Annotated in this window: 15 protein-coding genes; 13 read left to right on the forward strand and 2 right to left on the reverse strand. The window is 58.9% G+C overall.

Features of this window, described 5'->3' with window-relative positions:
• The first annotated feature begins 112 nt into the window (after positions 1-112).
• Entirely contained in the window at positions 113-4,540 is a 4,428-nt protein-coding gene (locus tag EOK75_RS10515) for a MupA/Atu3671 family FMN-dependent luciferase-like monooxygenase (RefSeq protein WP_338053333.1), read from the forward strand.
• Positions 4,533-5,162, forward strand: coding sequence for a 4'-phosphopantetheinyl transferase family protein (locus tag EOK75_RS10520; RefSeq protein WP_137193909.1), 630 nt, complete (start codon positions 4,533-4,535; stop codon positions 5,160-5,162). The genes EOK75_RS10515 and EOK75_RS10520 overlap by 8 nt, the downstream gene beginning before the upstream one ends.
• Positions 5,163-5,174: 12 nt before the next feature.
• Here the strand turns inward: EOK75_RS10520 and EOK75_RS10525 are convergent, their stop codons facing one another.
• Both EOK75_RS10525 and EOK75_RS10530 read right to left on the reverse strand, forming a co-directional pair.
• A complete protein-coding gene (locus tag EOK75_RS10525) occupies positions 5,175-5,885 on the reverse strand; it encodes a response regulator transcription factor (RefSeq protein ID WP_137193910.1) in 711 nt (236 codons plus the stop codon).
• The gene (locus tag EOK75_RS10530; protein WP_137193911.1) at positions 5,882-7,807 is read right to left on the reverse strand and encodes a hybrid sensor histidine kinase/response regulator; all 1,926 of its coding nucleotides are present in this window, start codon (positions 7,805-7,807) and stop codon (positions 5,882-5,884) included. Before EOK75_RS10530 ends, EOK75_RS10525 begins: the two co-directional genes overlap by 4 nt.
• A gap of 177 nt (positions 7,808-7,984) precedes the next feature.
• Here EOK75_RS10530 and EOK75_RS10535 point away from each other — a divergent pair, with 177 nt between their 5' ends.
• The 11 genes from EOK75_RS10535 (at position 7,985) to EOK75_RS10590 (ending at position 19,433) form a co-directional block, all read left to right on the forward strand.
• The gene (locus EOK75_RS10535; RefSeq protein ID WP_137193912.1) at positions 7,985-9,967 is read left to right on the forward strand and encodes an AMP-binding protein; all 1,983 of its coding nucleotides are present in this window, start codon (positions 7,985-7,987) and stop codon (positions 9,965-9,967) included.
• Positions 9,964-10,785 (forward strand): ABC transporter ATP-binding protein, encoded by an 822-nt coding sequence (locus tag EOK75_RS10540; RefSeq protein WP_137193913.1) that lies wholly within the window; start codon positions 9,964-9,966, stop codon positions 10,783-10,785. Before EOK75_RS10535 ends, EOK75_RS10540 begins: the two co-directional genes overlap by 4 nt.
• A 24-nt stretch (positions 10,786-10,809) precedes the next feature.
• Positions 10,810-11,796 carry a branched-chain amino acid ABC transporter permease gene (locus EOK75_RS10545; RefSeq protein WP_168199210.1) on the forward strand — a complete coding sequence of 329 codons (987 nt, stop codon included), beginning with the start codon at positions 10,810-10,812 and terminating at the stop codon, positions 11,794-11,796.
• A gap of 2 nt (positions 11,797-11,798) precedes the next feature.
• Positions 11,799-12,077 carry a hypothetical protein gene (locus EOK75_RS10550; RefSeq protein WP_137193915.1) on the forward strand — a complete coding sequence of 93 codons (279 nt, stop codon included), beginning with the start codon at positions 11,799-11,801 and terminating at the stop codon, positions 12,075-12,077.
• The gene (locus EOK75_RS10555) at positions 12,077-13,153 is read left to right on the forward strand and encodes a branched-chain amino acid ABC transporter permease (protein ID WP_137193916.1); all 1,077 of its coding nucleotides are present in this window, start codon (positions 12,077-12,079) and stop codon (positions 13,151-13,153) included. Before EOK75_RS10550 ends, EOK75_RS10555 begins: the two co-directional genes overlap by 1 nt.
• A 45-nt stretch (positions 13,154-13,198) precedes the next feature.
• On the forward strand, positions 13,199-14,482 hold the full coding sequence (locus EOK75_RS10560) for an ABC transporter substrate-binding protein (RefSeq protein WP_137193917.1): 1,284 nt from the start codon (positions 13,199-13,201) through the stop codon (positions 14,480-14,482).
• A 69-nt stretch (positions 14,483-14,551) separates the two neighbouring features.
• Complete coding sequence (locus EOK75_RS10565; RefSeq protein ID WP_137193918.1) at positions 14,552-15,376, forward strand: ABC transporter ATP-binding protein; 825 nt, start codon at positions 14,552-14,554, stop codon at positions 15,374-15,376.
• Positions 15,377-15,387: 11 nt separating this feature from the next.
• Positions 15,388-16,557: a phenylacetate--CoA ligase family protein gene (locus tag EOK75_RS10570; protein ID WP_137193919.1), complete on the forward strand. Its 1,170-nt coding sequence runs from the start codon at positions 15,388-15,390 to the stop codon at positions 16,555-16,557.
• 127 nt (positions 16,558-16,684) lie between these two features.
• Positions 16,685-17,503 carry a S49 family peptidase gene (locus EOK75_RS10575; protein WP_137193920.1) on the forward strand — a complete coding sequence of 273 codons (819 nt, stop codon included), beginning with the start codon at positions 16,685-16,687 and terminating at the stop codon, positions 17,501-17,503.
• 209 nt (positions 17,504-17,712) lie between these two features.
• Complete coding sequence (locus EOK75_RS10585; protein ID WP_137193921.1) at positions 17,713-18,657, forward strand: calcium/sodium antiporter; 945 nt, start codon at positions 17,713-17,715, stop codon at positions 18,655-18,657.
• Complete coding sequence (locus EOK75_RS10590) at positions 18,654-19,433, forward strand: SDR family oxidoreductase (protein WP_137193922.1); 780 nt, start codon at positions 18,654-18,656, stop codon at positions 19,431-19,433. The genes EOK75_RS10585 and EOK75_RS10590 overlap by 4 nt, the downstream gene beginning before the upstream one ends.
• Positions 19,434-19,644: the final 211 nt, after the last annotated feature.

The raw sequence follows: 19,644 nt of genomic DNA on the forward strand, positions 1-19,644 counted from the left end.
CGCATGTTGCGGGAAGGAGTTAACGATGTCGGACGCCCTGATTTTTGGCAACCAGTCCCTTACCATTCAATGTGCAGAAAGTATTATTTATCAAGGCCATAGAGTGGTGGCCATGGTCACGGAGAACCCGGATGTGCGGGCGTGGGCGCAGGCAAAAGGTATTCGTGTCGAGGTGCCAAGCGACGCGCATTTGCTGGATATCCATGTCGATTGGCTGCTCTCGATTGCCTACCTGCATGTGATCCCCGAATCGGTTTTGGCGCTGGCGGATCAGACGGTGAATTTCCATGACGGCCCCCTGCCGCGATATGCGGGCCTCAACGCGCCGGTCTGGGCAATTCTGAATGGCGAGACGCAGCACGGCATCACATGGCACCGCATGGTCGCCGGTGTGGATGAGGGCGCAATTCTGGAGCAGCGCCTGTTTGATGTCGCCCCCGATGATACGGCGCTGACGCTTAACACTAAATGTTTCGAGGCAGCGATCGAAAGCTTCCCTGCCGTTCTGGCCGCCTTGGCATCCAGCGCGCCGGGCACCGCGCAAGACCTGACCGCCCGCACACAATACCGCCGCGCGGATCGTCCCGAAGCGGCTGCACGGCTGGATTTCACGCAAACCGCCGAGCAGGTCTATGCTTTGGTGCGCGGATTGGATCATGGTATCTACGCCAACCCTGTGGCCCTGCCCAAGCTGGAGGTGGATGGCCGCATTTTGCTGGTGACAGGGGCCGAAATTATTCGGGGGCAAGGCATGCCGGGGACGGTGCTTGTCACAGCACCCGACGGGCTTTTTGTTGCCTGCGGGCAGGGTGCGATACGGCTTACGGGCTTGATGGACCTTGCGGGCTATGCTGTTTGTCCGACCACGTTGAATGTGACCAGTCTTGCCAGCCCTGGCGATGCGGCGGCGGAAATCACTGCGGCCATTGCTGCTGCGGCCCCGATTGAAGGGGCCATGCGCCGGGCTTTGGCCGCCGTGACCGCGCTGGAGATGCCGCAAGTCAAGGCCCCGAGCACCGCGGATTGGCAAAGCCTGCCATATGCGGCACCGCTGTTTGCAACCGCTATCGGTATGGCACGGGCGTTGGGGCAGGATACGGTTGATCTTGCAATTAAAAGCCCCAACCAGTCGCTGTATGTTTCGGGTTGGTCGCCATTGCATGTCGACGCCAGCGGCACCATTGCGCAAGCAGAGGCCGCCTTGCCTCTGACCGCCGCCTTGCAAGCCCCCGGTTTTGCCGTCGATCTGCCGCGTCGGGATCCTGCGCTTGTTGCCTTGCAAACGCCCTTGGTTGCCTTGGCGATGGATGGCCCGGTCACAGGCTCGGCGATCACGGTCACGCCGGACAGGTTCCACTTTGATGCAGCCCGTATGAGCACCGAAGATGCCACCGCACTTGCTGCGCGGCTTTCGGTTTTGGCAAAAGCGCTGGCCGATGCGGATCCCGATACCCCCTGCGCCGCCTTGCCGATCATGCCCGAGGCAGAGCGCGACCTGATCTTGAACCGTTTGAATGATACGGCGGTTGAATATGACCGGACCCAAACCATCCATCAGGCGTTTGAGGTGCAGGCCGCCAAAACGCCGGATGCTGTCGCGGTGGTTTTTGAATCTCAAAGCCTGACCTATGCAGAGCTGAATGCACGGGCCAACCGTGCTGCGCATGTCTTGATGGAGATGGGCGTCGGGCCGGGGGTGTTGACCGGGCTTTATATCAACCGCTCGCTTCATATGCTGGTCGGGGCGCTGGCGATTATGAAGGCCGGCGGGGCCTATGTTCCGATAGACCCTGCCTATCCGGCGGATCGTATTGCGCTTTTCATTGAGGATAGCGCGGCAGGGGTGATCGTTACCCAGACGGCGTTGACGGGTGGTTTGCCGATGGGGCCGCAGGCCCTGTGCCTTGATACGGACCCGCGCATTGCCTTGGCACCCGAAACCAACCCCAATAGCGGCGTCACCAGTGCCGATCTGGCCTATATGATTTATACGTCCGGCTCTACCGGCAGGCCGAAGGGCGTGATGGTGGAACATGGCAATGTCGTGAACTTCTTTGTCGGGATGGATCAACGGATTGACCATGCCGAGGGTTCTGTCCTGCTGGGGGTCACATCGCTTTCGTTTGATATCTCGGTGTTGGAGCTGTTCTGGACAATCGCCCGCGGTTTCAAACTGGTTTTGTCATCGGATGAGAACCGGACGCTGGTCGCCTCCGGGCCGGTTACGGCCGGCAAGGGGATGGAGTTCTCTATCTATTACTGGGGCAATGACGATGGTGTCGGCCCCAAGAAATACGAGATGCTGCTGGAAGGCGCGAAATTCGCTGATGTAAACGGGTTCTGCGCAGTCTGGACGCCAGAGCGGCATTTCCACGCCTTTGGTGGCCCCTATCCGAACCCCTCGGTGACGGGGGCGGCGGTTGCGGCGGTGACAAGGAATGTTGATGTGCGTGCGGGATCGTGCGTGGCGCCGTTGCACCATCCCGCGCGTATCGCCGAGGAATGGAGCGTCATTGACAATCTGACCAACGGGCGCGCGGGGCTTGCCTTTGCCTCTGGCTGGCATCCCGATGATTTTGTGCTGCGTCCTGAAAATACACCGCCCAAAAACCGCGATGCGCTGTTTGCCTCTATTGATCAGGTGCGCCGGTTGTGGCGCGGTGATGTGGTGGATTTCCCGACGGCCACTGGCCATTTCGGGGTGACCACGCAGCCGCGTCCGGTATCAAAAGAGCTTCCCGTTTGGGTCACCACCGCCGGCAATCCCGCCACATGGCGAGAGGCAGGCGAGATTGGGGCCAATGTGCTGACCCACCTGTTGGGCCAGACGGTTGCGGAGGTCGGGGAGAAGATCAAGATCTATCACGCCGCCCTGCGCAAGGCCGGCCATAACCCCGATGACTTTAGCGTTTCACTAATGCTGCACACCTATATCGCGGGCGACCGTGAAACCGCACGCGAAGGTGCGCGGGGTCCGATGAAGGATTATCTGCGCTCTGCCGCCGGTTTGATCAAGCAATACGCATGGGCCTTTCCGGCGTTCAAAAAGCCTGCGGGCATTGAAAACCCGACGGAGATCGACCTGCAATCCCTGACCGAAGAGGAAAACGAGGCCATCCTCGATTTCGCGTTCAACCGCTACTTTGAGGATGCCGGCCTGTTCGGCACCGTTGAGGATTGCGTCGCGCGGGTTGAACGTCTCAAGCAGATCGGCGTGACAGAGGTGGCATGCCTTATCGACTACGGGATCCCCACCGATAAGGTAATGGCGGGGCTGCATCCGCTGGTCGAGGTGCTGCGCCGTTCCAACGAGACGGGGCCCGCGGCGGATGATTTTTCTATCGCGGCACAGCTTGTCCGTCACAAGGTTACCCATTTGCAATGCACCCCGTCCATGGCGCGCATGATCGCGATGAACGAGGATAGCCGTGCCGCATTGGCGTGCGTTAAAACTCTGTTGCTTGGCGGAGAGGCGCTGTCGGCGGCCTTGGTCGCGGATTTGGCCGAAGCGACGGCTGCGCGCATTGAAAACATGTATGGGCCGACCGAAACCACCATCTGGTCCACCACAGCCACGGCAGGGCAGGGGGCGGTGAATATCGGCACCCCCATCGCCAACACGCAGGCCTATGTGCTGGATGACGATCTGAATCCGGTCTCATTTGGCGTGGCGGGGGAGCTATGGATCGGTGGTGAGGGGGTCACGCGCGGCTATTGGCAGTACGAAGACCAAACCGCCAGCAGCTTCCTGCCCAACCCTTTCCATGCGGGGCGTATGTACCGCACCGGCGACCTTGCGTCCTGGAATGCCGATGGCACGCTTGATTTCCTTGGTCGTGCCGATCATCAGGTCAAATTGCGCGGCCACCGGATTGAGTTGGGGGAGGTGGAGGCCGTGCTGGAAGCCCAGCCCGAGGTGAACCAGGCCGTCGTTATGGCACGCGAAGATACCGCCGGCGATCTGCGTCTTGTGGCCTATGTTCGCGGCACAGCATCCGAGGCGGAATTGCGCGATGCGATCGGGCAGGCGTTGCCCGCCCATATGGTGCCGCAGCATTTTGTGCGGCTGGATGCTTTCCCGCTGACGCCGAACCGCAAGGTGGACCGCAAGGCCTTGCCTGCGCCGGTAAGCGCGATGCCGAAGGTTGAAACCTACGTCGCCCCACTGGGTGTGGCCGAGGCGCTGGCCGCCGTGTGGGTCCAGGTGTTGGGGGTCGCGAAAGTCGGGGCCAAGGACAACTTCTTTGCGCTGGGGGGGCACTCGCTTTTGGCTGTGCAGGCCCACCGTGAAATCCGTGCCAGTCTGGGCGTGGCCAAGCTGTCGATCACCGATATTTTCCGCTTTCCGGTGTTGGAGAAACTGGCCGCACATATCGAATCCTCGATGGAGGGGCCAGTTGTCGCGACATTGGCCCCAGCGGCAGATCCCATTCAGGCACAGACGCATGTACCGGCAAAAGCTGCCGAGCCTACGAATCCGAGCCGTACAGATGCAATGGCGCGGCGGCGGGCGATGCGCTCTGCTCGGTTGAGTGATTGATCTTGAATCACTTTTAGCTGCGGCGCGCGCAATTGCGCCGCAGGGGGTCGTCATTGCGGCAAGTGACCCAAGGGCCCCCTCGCCCCCCCTTTGGCGAGGGGAGATATTAGCAGGTTCGGTTCCAAAACGGTTGATGGAATTTGCGGCGGGCAGGGCTGCTGCGCGTGCGGCAATGGCTGCGTTTGGCCCTGCCTGTGCAATCCCGATGGGGTCCGATCGCGCGCCGATTTGGCCTGACGGGATCAGCGGTTCCATCACCCATAGTGCGACGGCTTGCCTTGCGGCCGTTACCCGCGCCCCGACCCTGATCGGTATTGATCTGGAACCGGCAACCCCGCTAGAGGCTGACCTGTGGGACATCGTGCTGTCGCCGCCAGAACGCGCGACATTGGGCACGGGCCTACACGCCAAACTGATTTTTTCGGCGAAAGAGGCGGCCTATAAGGCGCAATACGCCCGATCCAGAACCTTGCTGGAATTTGACGCGCTGGAGATCACCTTGGGGCATGGCCAGTTTACGGCCCGCTTTACGCAAGATGTGCCGCATTTCCCGCAAAACACGCTTTTGCACGGGCGGTTTTGCCAAAGCGAGGGCCATTTTCTGACCCTTGTTGCGGCGTAATGCGGCGTTGGGTCAGGCCCAGACAACATCGCCCAAAAAGATATAGCCCGCCCCGTAGATCGTCTTGATCAACAGCGGGTTTTTGGGGTCTTCGCCCAGCTTGGTGCGCAGCCGCGAAATCCGCACATCCATCGCGCGGTCAAAGCTGTCACCTGCCGCGCCGCCAAGGCTTTCTTGCATTTGTGCGCGTGAAATCAATCGTTTAGGGGATTCCAGAAACAGGCGCAACACCTCACCCTCGGCATGGGAAAAGGCAACCTCGGCACCGTCTTTGTTGACCAGAAGGTAGCGGTCGAACAGGGCGGTCCACCCCTCAAAACGCGCTTCTTGGGCCACCCGTTCCGTGCCGCTGCGGCCCTTGCGCAGATGGGCGCGGACGCGGGCGACGACCTCGGCGGGATCAAAGGGTTTGATGATGTAGTCATCTGCGCCCAGCTCCAACCCTGTTACGCGGTCTTGTACCTGTGCGCGCCCTGAAATGATGATAATCACCGCCCCCGATTCCAGCGCCAAACGGTGGACAAGCGCCAAGCCGTCGCGGTCGGGCAACCCCAGATCGACCAAGCACACATCCGGTGTGACCCGGTTCAGGGCGGCTTCGAATTCGGTCGCGCGGGCATAAGCAAGGGTGCGCAGACCGGCCTCCTCCAGCGCGTCTTGCAGCATGCGGCGAATTTCGGGTTCATCATCCAGAATGGCGACAAGGGGGGCTTTTGCGGTCATGGGGCCTCTGGGGTCAAAAGGGCGGCGAGCTGCGTCTCGTCGAAAGGTTTGGTTAGCACCGGAAACTGTGCGGCTGCGCGTGCGCGCAGCGGGTTCGTCGGCGGCAAAGACGTCATCAGGAAACATCGCCCCTTCATACCGTTTTGCGCAAGGGTTTCCACAAGGTCCACCCCCGTCAGCGTTCCGGGAAGGGAAATATCGCTAAGGACCATGGTTAGGCCCGGCAAGCCGGCAAGGGCAAGCCCCTCATCCGCGCTGCCCGCCTCGATCACCGAATGGCCCATGGCGCGCAGCATTTCGCGCACGCCTTCGCGGATCTCGATGCGGTCCTCGACCAACAGCACCATGCCGGGTTCGGTGGCTTTGTGTACGGGGCGCAAGGGCAGGCGCAGCGTGACCATGCCGCCGCCCGTGGCGCGGTTGCGCAGACGCACCGTGCCGCCCGCCAAGGTAACTTGGTCATAGACCATCGCCAGCCCGAGGCCCGATCCTTCGCCGCCTTTGGTGGTGAAGAACGGGTCCAGCCCCCGTTCCAGCGCGGTTTCGGAAAAGCCGGGGCCGTCATCTTCGACCACCAGTTCCAGCCATGTCTCGCGCAGGGCGCGGGCGGTCAGGGTGATCTTGCCCGCCTTGGCACCCATCGCGTCGCGGGCATTGAGCACGAGGTTCACAAGCGCGTCTTGCAACATGCCTGCATCCAGCAGCAAGGGGGGCTCCAGTCCCTCGCGGGCCATCCAGAGGGTGATCTGTTCGGGCAGGATCGGATCGGCAAGCACCGACAGATCGGCCAGAAACTGCTTCATATCGGTGACGACGGGCCGCAGCTCTCGCTTGCCGGAAATCCCTGCGATCCTATCCAGCAATGTGCCCCCGCGGCGGGCGGCGGCGATGGTGGCTGCCACGATCTCGGCGGCGCTATCGGGCAAAGAGACCCGTTCCAGCCGCCCTTGCAGCCCCAGAATGATGGTCAGCAGATTGGCGAAGTCATGGGCAAGGCCGCTGGTCAGCTGTGCCGCCAATTCCCGCTTGCGGGTTTGCATCAGGGCAGAGCGTGCCTGTACCTCTTCGGTCACGTTCATCGCCAGAATATAGACGCCGTTTATCGGCCCGTCACCGGTTTGATCGGGGGTAAAGGCGGCCCGTATCCGTCGCCCGCTTGCATCATCGGCAAATTCAAAGACCGAAGGTTCCCCCTCCAGCGCGCGGAGTAGATAGGGCTCGATCTTACTGAAGCTGGGTTCGCCCAAGGCCTCGCGGCCCGTCAGGCCCAGAATGCTTTGGGGCCGCCCTGCGCCGGGCATGACGGACGAAAGGCGCCGGTTGGTATAGGTATAGCGCAGCTCGCAATCAACATGGGCGATATGGGCGGGCATCATCTCGGTGGTCAACCGGGTGCGGGCTTCCATTTCCATCAACTGGCGCTTGGTTTCCTCTAGCGCGATATTGGCCGAGGCAAGCTGCCGGTTGGCCTGCGACAAACGCTCGGCATTGGCCAGGACCTGCCCTGATAATTCCTCTGACCTTGCGCGTAGCAAGCCTTCCTGAACCTTGATCTCGGTGATGTCGGTATAGACCGTGATCCAGCCGCCCGTGGTCAAAGGTGCCCCCTCGACCGAGACCCAGCGGCCATTGGGGCGCATCCGTTCCATATAATGCGGCTCAAACGCGCGGGCTGCCTCGACCCTTGCGGTCACGGCTGCCTCAATATCATCGACCTCGCCATATTCATTACGCCCGACCAGATAGCGGATCGTATCCTCAAACAGCGCACCACGGGTAGAGAGGGATTCCGGTAGGTTGAACATCTCGCAAAAGCGACGGTTGCAGACGGCAAGCCGAAGGTCGCTGTCATAGATCGAAAGCGCCTGCTGGATCAGATTCAATCCGGCGGCGGTCATTGCGGTGGTAATGTCTTGTCCCATTGCGCGCGTCCTCCTTTCATTGGTTAACATCGGGGGCCGGTCCCGGGGAAGGCGTAAATCACGTCTGTAACAATTCGCAAGATTTGCGAAAAAGTCACGCAAGCATTGCAAGCGACCTATAGGCTTAACAAGCTGGGGATGATTAACGAATCGTTTCGGCATCAAGGGGGGACTTGAATGAAAGCGTCACAGGCACAGGCTGGTCTTGCCTCCATCCCCGCGCTGCTTGCGCGTAACGTGGAGAAGCATGGCAATAAACCGGCTTACCGCGAAAAGGAATTCGGGATCTGGCAAAGCTGGACATGGGCGCAGGCCGATGTCGAGATTCGCGCGATGGCGATGGGGTATATGGCACTCGGCCTTAACCGGGGGGATTATGTCGCCGTCATTGGCCGTAACCGTCCACAGCTTTACTGGGCGATGGCCGCGGCACAGATGTGCGGGGCCATTCCGGTGCCGCTTTATCAAGATGCGGTGGCGCAAGAGATGGCCTTTGTGCTGGATCATTGCGGTGCCCGTTTCGTTGTGTGCGGCGATCAGGAACAGGTCGACAAGATCCTTGAGGTGGAAAGCGAATGGCTGACCGAGGATCAAAAGCCGAGCGTTGAGCAGATCATCTATGTCGACAAGCGCGGGATGCGGAAATACGACCATGCGCGCATGAATGCGATGGCGGATGTGATTGCCGAAGGTCGCGCCGCCCATCAGCGTTTCGAGGCAGAGCTGACCGCCCGCACCGCCGAGCTTGATTACAATTCCACCTGTGTGATGCTTTATACATCGGGCACCACCGGCAAGCCCAAGGGCGTGGTGCTGTCCAATCGCAACATCATTGAGACATCCAAAAACACCTCGGATTTTGATCACCTGCGCGCGGGGGATGAGGTGCTTGCCTATCTGCCGATGGCATGGGTGGGCGATTTCATTTTCTCGATGGGTCAGGCGATGTGGACCGGTTTTTGCGTGAATTGCCCGGAATCGGCCGCCACCATGATGACCGACCTGCGCGAGATCGGGCCGACCTATTACTTTGCCCCGCCGCGCGTCTTTGAGGGTCAGTTGACCAATGTGATGATCCGCATGGAAGACTCGGGCCGTTTCAAGAAATGGCTGTTCGATAAATATATGGCCGTGGCGCGCCGCGTTGGTCCCGATATTCTGGACGGCAATCCGGTATCGGCGGCGGATAAGTTTTCCTATTGGCTGGGGGATATTCTGGTTTACGGGCCGTTGAAAAACACCCTTGGCTTTTCGCGCGTGCGTGTGGGCTATACCGCTGGTGAGGCGATCGGGCCAGAAATTTTCAGCTTTTACCGCTCGCTCGGGATCAACCTGAAACAGCTTTACGGCCAGACAGAGGCCTCGGTGTTCATCACCCAGCAGCCCGACGGTCAGGTGCGCGCCGATACCGTTGGCGTGCCGTCACCGGGGGTTGAGGTGAAAATCGCCGACAATGGCGAGGTGTTTTACCGCAGCCCCGGCACGTTTGAGAGTTACTATAAAAACCCCGAAAGCACCGCCTCGACCAAAGATCCAGAGGGTTGGGTTGCCACAGGTGACGCGGGTTTCTTTGAGGAAGGCACCGGTCATCTGCGCATTATCGACCGTGCCAAGGACGTGGGCAAAATGGCCGATGGCAGCCTGTTTGCGCCGAAATACGTTGAAAACAAGCTGAAATTTTATCCTGCGATTTTGGAGGCTGTGGTTTTTGGCGCGTCTCGCGATTTTTGCACCGCGTTTATCAATATTGACCTTAATGCGGTTGGTAACTGGGCAGAGCGTAACAACATCGCCTATTCCAGCTATCAAGAGCTGTCGCAGCATCCGCGTGTGTTGGAGATGATGAAGGGTCATGTGTCGGAGGTGAACGAATCCGTGGCTGCCGACCCGATGTTGTCGGGCTGTCAGGTGCATCGTTTCCTTATCCTGCATAAGGAACTGGACGCCGATGACGGCGAGATGACCCGCACCCGCAAAGTGCGCCGCAAAGTGGTGGAGGATAAATTCGCCGACCTCGTGGGCGCGCTTTATGGCGGTAAATCCGAGATCTACACCGAAACTGAAGTCACCTATGAGGACGGTCGCAAGGGCGCCATCAAAGCCACGCTGACGCTGGCCGATGCCGTCGTGGCCCCCGCACAAAAGGTCGCCGCAGAATGAATATCCAGAACCCAGACGGCTATACCACCGCAGACGGTCGCGAAATCGGCGGCGTGATGATGGAAATGAAGAATATCACCCTGCGCTTTGGCGGCGTGGCGGCGATTACCGACATTTCCTTTGACATCCGCGAGGGCGAAATTCGCGCAATCATCGGTCCGAATGGTGCCGGTAAATCCTCGATGCTCAATGTCATTTCGGGGTTCTATGTCCCGCAAGAGGGCGAGGTGTGGTTTCACGGATCGCGCCGCCCCCCGATGAAGCCCTATCAGGTTGCCGCCCAAGGCATTGCCCGCACCTTTCAGAACATCGCCTTGTTTGAGGGGATGACGGTGCTGGACAATATCATGACCGGCCGCCTGACGCAGATGAAGTCGGGGATGCTTGCCCAAGCTTTGTGGTGGGGTAAGGCGCAGGCCGAGGAAACCGCGCACCGTGAAAAGGTCGAAAAGGTCATCGACTTTCTGGAAATCCAGCATATCCGCAAAACCCCTGTGGGCCGTTTGCCCTATGGGTTGAAAAAGCGGGTGGAACTGGCCCGCGCCTTGGCCGCCGAGCCCAAGCTTTTGCTGTTGGATGAGCCGATGGCAGGGATGAACGTCGAGGAAAAAGAGGACATGTCCCGCTTTATTCTGGATGTGAACGATGAATTCGGCACCACAATTGCCCTTATCGAACATGATATGGGTGTGGTGATGGATCTGTCCGACCGTGTGGTCGTGATGGATTACGGCAAGAAAATCGGCGATGGCACCCCTGATGAGGTGCGCAATAACCAAGCCGTGATTGATGCATATCTGGGGGTGTCACATGACTAACCACCAAAATCTGGGGGATTTCTGATGCCCGATACCTTCTTTTTCGCAGCCGAGGTGATGGTCAACGGCCTGATGGCGGGGATTATGTACAGCCTTGTCGCCTTGGGCTTTGTGTTGATCTTTAAAGCCTCCGGCATTTTTAACTATGCCCAAGGTGTGTTGGCGCTGTTCGCGGCGCTGACGCTTGTGGGCCTGCAAGACGGGCAGATCCCATTTTCCCACGTGATCAATGCCATCTTTGGCACGGACCTGCACCACTTTGGCTGGACCTTGCCAGCAATCGTTGCCATCGCGCTGACGGCGCTGGTGATGGTGGGTATGGCGATTGTGATTGAGCGTTATATCCTCAAACATCTGGTCAATCAGGAACCGATTATCCTGTTCATGGCGACCATTGGCCTTGCCTACTTCCTTGAGGGTTTCGGCGATGTGCTTTGGGGTTCCGACATCAAGAAACTGGATGTCGGCTTGCCGCAGGGGGTCTCGGAGACCATCGAGAATGTCACCTATAACTGGTTCGGCTATGGCTTCTTTATCGACAAGCTGGATATCGTTGCCGCCCTTGTTGCCGCCGCCCTTGTGATCGCGTTGACTCTGTTTTCGCAGTACACCAAATACGGCCGTGCCTTGCGGGCTGTGGCGGATGACCACCAAGCGGCGCTGTCGGTTGGGATCAGCTTGCGGTTCATCTGGGTGCTGGTCTGGTCGATCGCGGGCTTTGTGGCGCTGGTTGCGGGTATCATGTGGGGGTCGAAATCCGGTGTGCAGTTCTCGCTCTCGCTGATCGCGCTTAAGGCACTTCCGGTGCTGATGCTGGGGGGGTTCACCTCTATTCCCGGTGCGATTGTTGGCGGGTTGATCATCGGCATGGGTGAAAAACTGTTTGAATTCGCCATCGGGCCAATGATCGGTGGGGCCACCGAAAACTGGTTCGCCTATGTGCTGGCGCTCTTGTTCCTCGTGTTCCGGCCCCAAGGCCTGTTCGGCGAGAAGATCATCGAGAGGGTGTGACGATGCAAGGCACCCCTTTCAAGAAGTGTATTGCGATCTTGAATGTTATTGCATGGGCGGGCTTTTGGGCCTTTGGCTATCTCGCCCTGACTGCCGAGACCCAAAACATGGACCAGATCACCACCGCCTTCGTTCTTGCGGCTGCGGGCGGTGGGATTGGTATCTGGGCCTATCTGCAACTGGTTCGCTATGCGGAGGTCAGCGGCTATGCGCCGGCCCCCAAAACCGCCGATAGATCGCATCTTGAGGCTGAATTTCAAGCGTCGGAAGGGAATGACTGATGTTTTACCGTGAGGCAGGTGATTTCAAGACCACCTACAGTGAGGACAGCCAAACCTTCCCGATCAAATTCGACCGTATCCGTTACTATGCGGTGTTGGCGGTGGCATTCGGTATTATCCCGTTTTTTATTAACGATTACTGGGCAAACGCGGTGTTTGTGCCCTTCCTGATCTATGCGATTGCCGCCATCGGGTTGAATATTCTTGTTGGTTATTGTGGGCAGCTTTCGCTTGGGACAGGCGGCTTTATGGCCGTGGGCGCCTATGCGGTTTACAAGTTGATGACCGCCTTCCCCGAGGTGTCGATCTTTATCCACGTCATTTTGGCGGGTGGGATCACGGCCGGGGTGGGCGTTCTGTTCGGCCTGCCAAGCTTGCGGATCAAGGGGTTCTACCTTGCGGTGGCCACGCTGGCGGCGCAGTTCTTCCTTGTCTGGTTGTTCAACAAGGTGCCGTGGTTTTACAACTATTCCGCCTCGGGCCAGATTTCCGCGCCAGAGCGTGATATCCTTGGCATCGTCATCACAGGGCCAGACACCACTGCGGCGGCGAAATACCTGTTCTGTGCTGTGATGTTGCTTTTGGTGGCATGGCTTGCCCGCAACCTGACGCGCGGCACGATCGGGCGCAAATGGATGGCGATCCGCGACATGGATATCGCCGCCGAGATCATCGGTGTGAACCCGCTGCGCGCCAAGCTTTCCGCCTTTGCCGTATCCAGCTTTTTCATCGGTATCGCGGGCGCTTTGTTCTTTGCGGTCTATCTTGGTGCTGCCGAGGTTGGCGAAAGCTTTGGCATCCAGAAGTCCTTTTTGATCCTGTTCATGGTCATCATCGGCGGGCTCGGCTCTATCTTTGGTAGCTTGGCAGGGGCGGCATTCTTGGTGCTGTTGCCGGTGTTCTTGAAGAACGTGCTGGTTGGCGGGCTTGGTTGGCCCACAGACCTTGCGGCGCATATCGAGCTGATGATCATCGGTGCGCTTATCATCATATTCCTGATCGCCGAACCGCATGGCATCGCCCAGCTTTGGCGCTTGGCAAAAGAGAAATTACGGCTTTGGCCTTTCCCACACTAAGGGGCAGTCCGGAATACAAAAACAAACTCTGGGAGGAGACTTGAGATGAAAATGAACTTTGCTGCCCTTGCTGCCGCCGCCATGATGGCTGCTGCCCCCGCGATGGCCGATCTGGTCGTGCCAAACCTTTCATATCGCACCGGGCCTTATGCGCCGGGCGGTGTGCCTTATGCTGACGGTTTTCAGGATTATTTCACCCTGCTGAATGAACGCGATGGCGGCATCGGCGGTGAGATCGTGCAAGTTCCGGAATGCGAAACTGCCTATAACACCGAAAAAGGCGTGGAATGTTATGAGGCGACAAAGGGCAACAACGCGCTTGCCTTCAACCCGCTTTCCACAGGCATCACCTATCAGTTGATCCCGAAGGTCACCTCGGATGGCAGCACGCTGTATACACCCGGTTATGGCCGCACATCCGCATCCAACGGCAAGGTTTTTTCCAACGTTTTCAACTATCCAGCGAACTATTGGACGGCGGCAAGTGTTGCGATCAACTACTTGTTGGCGGAAAACGGTGGTGACCTGAAGGGCAAAAAGATCGCGTTGGTCTATCACAACTCTTCTTATGGCAAAGAGCCGATCCGCACATTGGAAGAGCTTTCGAAAAAGCACGGGTTTGAGCTGGTTCAGCTTCCTGTTGAGCATCCGGGCCAAGAGCAAAAATCGCAATGGCTGCAAATCCGCCGCGAAAAACCCGATAACGTCATCATGTATGGTTGGGGCGTGATGAACGCGGTGGCCATTCAAGAGGCTGCGAACATTCGCTACCCGATGGATCAGTTTATCGGCATCTGGTGGTCGGGCGCGGACCATGACGTCTTGCCTGCGGGCGATGGTGCTGACGGCTATAAGTCGCTGGCGATGCATGGCACGGGCATGGATTATCCGGTGTACGCCGACATGAAGAAATACGTCTCCGATGCAGGCAAGGGTGCCGGTGCGGGCGATCAGGTTGGTGGCGTGCTGTATTCGCGCGGCATGTATGCGGCCATGATTATTGCCGAGGCTTTGCGCACCGCACAAGAAATCGCGGGCACTTCGCAGGTCACGCCTGCACAGGTGCGTGACGGGTTTGAGAACCTTGAGATCACCGAAGAGCGCATGGAAGAGCTGGGCCTGCCCGACTTTGGCCAAGCCTTCAAGGCGACCTGTGAAGATCACGGTGGCCCCGGCAAGGCGCGCATCCAGCAATGGGATGCAACCGCCAAAACCTGGACCCTGATTTCTGGCTGGATTGAACCGGATATGGACGTGATCCAGCCGCTGATCCTTGAGGATTCCGAGGCCTATGCTGCGGAAAACAATATCGAGCACCGCTGCAACTAATCGACAAACCCCGGCCCGTGCTTATGGCATTGGCCGGGGATCACGCCCCTTTTTGCAAAGATGAAGCCCATGCTGGACGCACCCCAAACCTCGGATACGTTGCTGGACGTCAACAATATCGAGGTGATCTATAATCACGTCATCCTTGTGTTGAAGGGCGTCAGCCTGACGGTGCCCAAAGGCCGGATTACCGCGCTTTTGGGTGGTAACGGGGCTGGCAAAACCACCACACTCAAGGCCATTTCCAACCTGCTGCATTCCGAACGCGGTGAGGTGACAAAGGGCAGTATTTCCCTCAAAGGCAAAAATATCGCCAACCGTGACCCGGCCGAAATGGTGCGCAACGGCGTCATTCAGGTGATGGAGGGCCGCCATTGTTTTGAGCATTTGACGATCGAGGAAAACCTGCTGACGGGCGCCTATACGCGCACCGACGGGGCAGGGGCTACGGCCGCCGACCTTGAGATGGTTTATAATTATTTCCCCCGTTTGCGCGAGCGCCGCAAATCCCAAGCGGGCTATACCTCTGGCGGGGAACAGCAGATGTGTGCCATGGGCCGCGCCTTGATGAGCCGCCCCGAGATGATCTTGCTGGACGAGCCGTCGATGGGTCTGGCCCCGCAGCTGGTGGAGCAGATCTTTGAGATCGTCAAAGCCGTTAACGCGAACGAAGGCGTGACCTTCCTTTTGGCCGAGCAGAACACCAACGTCGCCCTGCGCTATGCCCATACCGGATATATTCTGGAATCGGGCCGCGTGGTGATGGAAGGCACTGCACAGGAATTGCGTGAGAACCCGGACGTAAAGGAATTCTATCTGGGCATGTCCGACAAGGGCCGCCGGTCGTTCCGCGATGTCCGCAGCTACCGCCGCCGCAAGCGGTGGTTGGCATGAGGGACAAAACCATGACCCATTTCGATGCCTTGGAAACCCGAAGCCAAGACGCCCGCGAGGCCGATCAACTGGCGCAACTGCGCGTGCAGCTTGCCCGCGTCGGCCTGCCAGCGGTCAACAGCCTGTCCGATCTGGTCAAGCTGCCGGTCCTGCGCAAGGCGGATTTGTCGGCACGGCAAAAGGCGAACCCGCCGCTTGGTGGCATTCCGACCCAGAATATCACCCATATCTTTCAATCCCCCGGCCCGATCTATGAGCCCTGCGGAAACAGCCATGACTGGTGGCGCATGGGCCGGTTTGTCCATGCGTGCGGCATTGGCGCGGATGATATCGTGCAGAACTGCTTTGGCTATCACCTCACCCCTGCGGGTATGATTTTTGATTCCGGCATTCTGGCGGTTGGCGCGCGTGTGATCCCCGCAGGCATCGGCCAGACCGAGCTACAGGTTCGTGCAGCGGTTGATATCGGTGCGACGGCCTATGCCGGTACGCCCGATTTCCTGAAAATCATCTTGGACAGGGCCGAGACCATGGGTGAGCGGCTTAAAATCACCCGTGCGGCGGTGGGGGGCGGTGCGCTGTTCCCGTCGTTGCGTCAGGAATACGCGGATCGCGGTATCCAGACCTTGCAGTGCTATGCCACCGCCGACCTTGGCAATATCGCATACGAATCCGCCGCGATGGAGGGGATGATCTTGGATGAGGGCGTGATCGTCGAGATCGTCCGCCCCGGAACCGGTGATCCGGTAGAACCGGGCGAGGTTGGCGAGGTCGTCGTGACCACTCTCAACCCCGATTACCCGTTGATCCGCTTTGCCACTGGTGATCTTTCCGCGCTGATGGAAGGCACAAGCCCTTGTGGCCGTACCAACGCCCGCATCAAGGGCTGGATGGGCCGTGCCGATCAAACCACCAAGATCAAGGGCATGTTCGTGCGCCCCGAACAGGTCGCCGCCTTTGTCGCAGCCCACGAAGAGGTGGCGCGCGCTCGTGTTATCGCGACCCGCAAGGGAGAGATGGACGAGATGACCGTCAGGGTGGAGACCCGCGCCTCCAACCCCGCGCTTTATGAAGGCAGCATTTTGGAAACCCTCAAGCTGCGCGGCAAGGTTGAACTGGTTCCGCCGGGGTCTTTGCCCAACGATGGTTTGGTAATCGAAGATCTGCGCAAATATGACTGATCTTTGGGCGTGGGGGCCTGTTCCCCGCGCCTGAATTTCAGGCAGCAAGCGCCAATGGGAAAAGAAATCTGCACCGCTTTGCACTCTGCTTCTTGTTCCCTTGGCCTTGGCCGCCTACATCACGCTTATGCGCAAATATATCCCCTTTCTTGAAAAGCCGCCCTTCGTTCCCGTAATCCGCCTGTCGGGCAGCATCGGCGGGGGCAGCCGCTTTTCGCCTGCGTTAAGCGATGCCGGACTGGCCACGCAAATTGAACGTGCCTTTTCGCGCGGCAAGCCCGCCGCCGTGGCGCTCGTGATCAATTCCCCCGGTGGCTCGGCCGTACAATCAAGCCTGATCGCCGCGCGTATCCGGCGGCTGGCGGATGCGAAGAACATTCCCGTGCATGCCTTTGTCGAAGATGTCGCGGCCTCGGGCGGTTATTGGCTGGCCTGTGCCGCCGATGATATTTGGGTGGATAACAGCTCGCTTGTCGGCTCAATTGGCGTGATTTTTGCCAGCTTCGGCTTTCCGCAACTGATGGAGAAATACGGGGTGGAGCGTCGGGTCCATACTGCCGGTACCTCTAAATCATTGGCCGATCCGTTTTTGCCCGAAAAGCCCGAGGATGTCGCCCGCCTCAAGGCCCTACAAGAGCCGATCCACCAAGCCTTCATCGCCCATGTAAAGGCGCGGCGTGGTGCACGGCTGTCGGCGGAGACTGATCTTTTCAACGCCGATATTTGGGTCGGGCAGGGTGCTGTTGATCTGGGCCTTGCTGATGGTGTGGCGCATTTGGTGCCCAAGATGAAGGCGCTTTACGGCGACAAGGTTTCTTTGCGGCCGATCGGCCAACGCAAGCCTTTGCTCCAACGGTTCGGCATCGGCGCTGCGGGTGCCCAAATCGCCGCCGGGGCCATGGCCGAGGTCGAGGATCGCGCGCTCTGGCAGCGGTACGGGCTGTAATTGTGGTCAAAATTGTTTCGCTCTTTCTGGTCGTGATCTTGGCTTTGGCCGTCTTTGGCAAGCTGGGCTGGCTTGGCTCCCTCGCGCCCGGAGCGTTGCGTAGATCGGGGCGCAAGCCCGGTTTGTGCCATGGCTGCGGTCGTCATATCATCGGCTCCAATCGTTGTGCTTGCGGTGTGAAACCGAAGAAAAAAGGATAAATCCCGCCGATGCTGATGGATATTGCGTATGTGGCCATTGGCCTTGTGCTTTTGGTGTTGGCAGGGGATGCGCTGGTGCGCGGCTCCGTAAACCTTAGCCTGCGGTTGGGCATCCCGCCGTTGATCGTAGGGCTGACGGTGGTGGCTTTCGGAACCTCCGCGCCAGAGCTTCTGGTCTCGGTCAGTGCGATTTTGGACGGCGTGCCGGGGATTGCCTTGGGCAATGTTGTCGGCTCCAACATCGCGAATATCTTTTTGGTTCTGGGGATTCCGGCGATTATCTCAACAATCCATTCCAGCACTTTGGGCGTTTCGCGCGGCTTTATCACCATGCTTGCGGCGACGGCGCTGTTTATCGGGTTGTGCTTTCTGGGTCCAATCACATGGTGGCACGCGGCGGTGCTTTTGGTCGGGCTTGCATTAATGTTGGCGGATAACTTTCATGCCGCCCGCAGTCATCGAAATGCCGCCAAAGAAGAAGATCTGGAAGGTGCAGATCCGTCTGCGCCATGGTGGAAGATCATCGGGTTTTTGGGGATCGGCTTGATCGGCTTGCCCATCGGGGCAGAGTTGTTGGTGAATGGCGCGGCCAATATGGCGCGGGTGTTTGGCATCTCGGAAACCGTTATCGGGTTAACGCTGGTCGCGGTTGGAACGTCTTTGCCAGAGCTGGCAACCTCGGTGATCGCAGCGTTGAAAAAGCAGTCAGATGTGGCGATGGGAAATGTTATCGGTTCCAACGTCTTTAACCTTTTGGGGATCATCGGTGTGGCAGGCTTTGTCGGGCCAATTCCGGTGCCTGCGTCCATGCTGGCATCCGATCTTTGGGTGATGGCGGCGGCATCCTTGCTGTTGGTTCCCTTCATCCTGATGCGTTTTGATATCACGCGGGCGGTGGGCATCGTGTTCGTCGCGATCTATGCGGCCTATACGTTTTCCTTGGTGGCCCTATGACACGCGCGTTGGTCACAGGCGCGGGGCGCAGGCTGGGCCGTGCGATGGCGCTTTATCTGGCCTCGCGCGGGCATGACGTCGCCGTGCATTACGCCACCTCGCAAGAGGAGGCCGAGGCCGTGGTCGCCGAAATTACCGCGATGGGCCGCCGCGCCACTGCCCTGCAAGCCGACCTGCTGGAGGAGGCAGAGACCGAAACCTTGATCCAGCGCGCAGCCGAAGGGCTGGACGGGCCGCTGACTGTTCTGGTCAACAACGCCTCCATTTTCGACTATGACACAATCCAAAGCGCCACGCGGCAAAGCTGGGACCGGCATATCGGCTCCAACCTGCGGGCGCCTTTTGTGCTGACCCAGGGGTTTGCGGCGCAAGCCCTGCCTGCGATTCCCGATGCCAATGGGGAGCAGTTGGCCCAATCGCTGATCGTCAATATGGTCGACCAACGCGTGCGCAAGCTGACACCGGAATTCATGACCTATACGCTGGCCAAGATGGGCCTGTGGGCCTTGACGCAAACCACAGCGCAAGCACTGGCGCCGAGGGTGCGCGTGAATGCAATCGGCCCTGGTCCCACGATGATCGGGGCGCGGCAGTCACAAAATCACTTTACACGTCAGCGCGAAAATACGGTGCTCGGCCGTGGTGCGAATCCGTCCGATGTCACGGCCGCGCTTGGGTATTTCCTCGATGCGCCTGCGGTCACGGGGCAGCTTTTATGCGTGGATGGCGGGCAGCATCTCGGCTGGAAAACGCCGGATATCTTGGGCGTGGAGTGAGCTTTGACGCCGATCCTGCGACAAGTTGTACACCGCTGCCTCAATCATTACGAATTTATTACGTTTTCCTCATGAATATCAACTCCTTACCACACGTTCAAAAAAATTCCTTTTAATAACAGTGTTTTGCAGATTTGCCTATTTTTTGTGCAGATGCTTGAAAGGGCAGGAATACAAGGGAAATTCTATGCTGGCAGATTGTTTCCAACAG

The organism is Pseudorhodobacter turbinis (genome assembly GCF_005234135.1).
Taxonomy (GTDB): Bacteria; Pseudomonadota; Alphaproteobacteria; order Rhodobacterales; family Rhodobacteraceae; genus Pseudorhodobacter; species Pseudorhodobacter turbinis.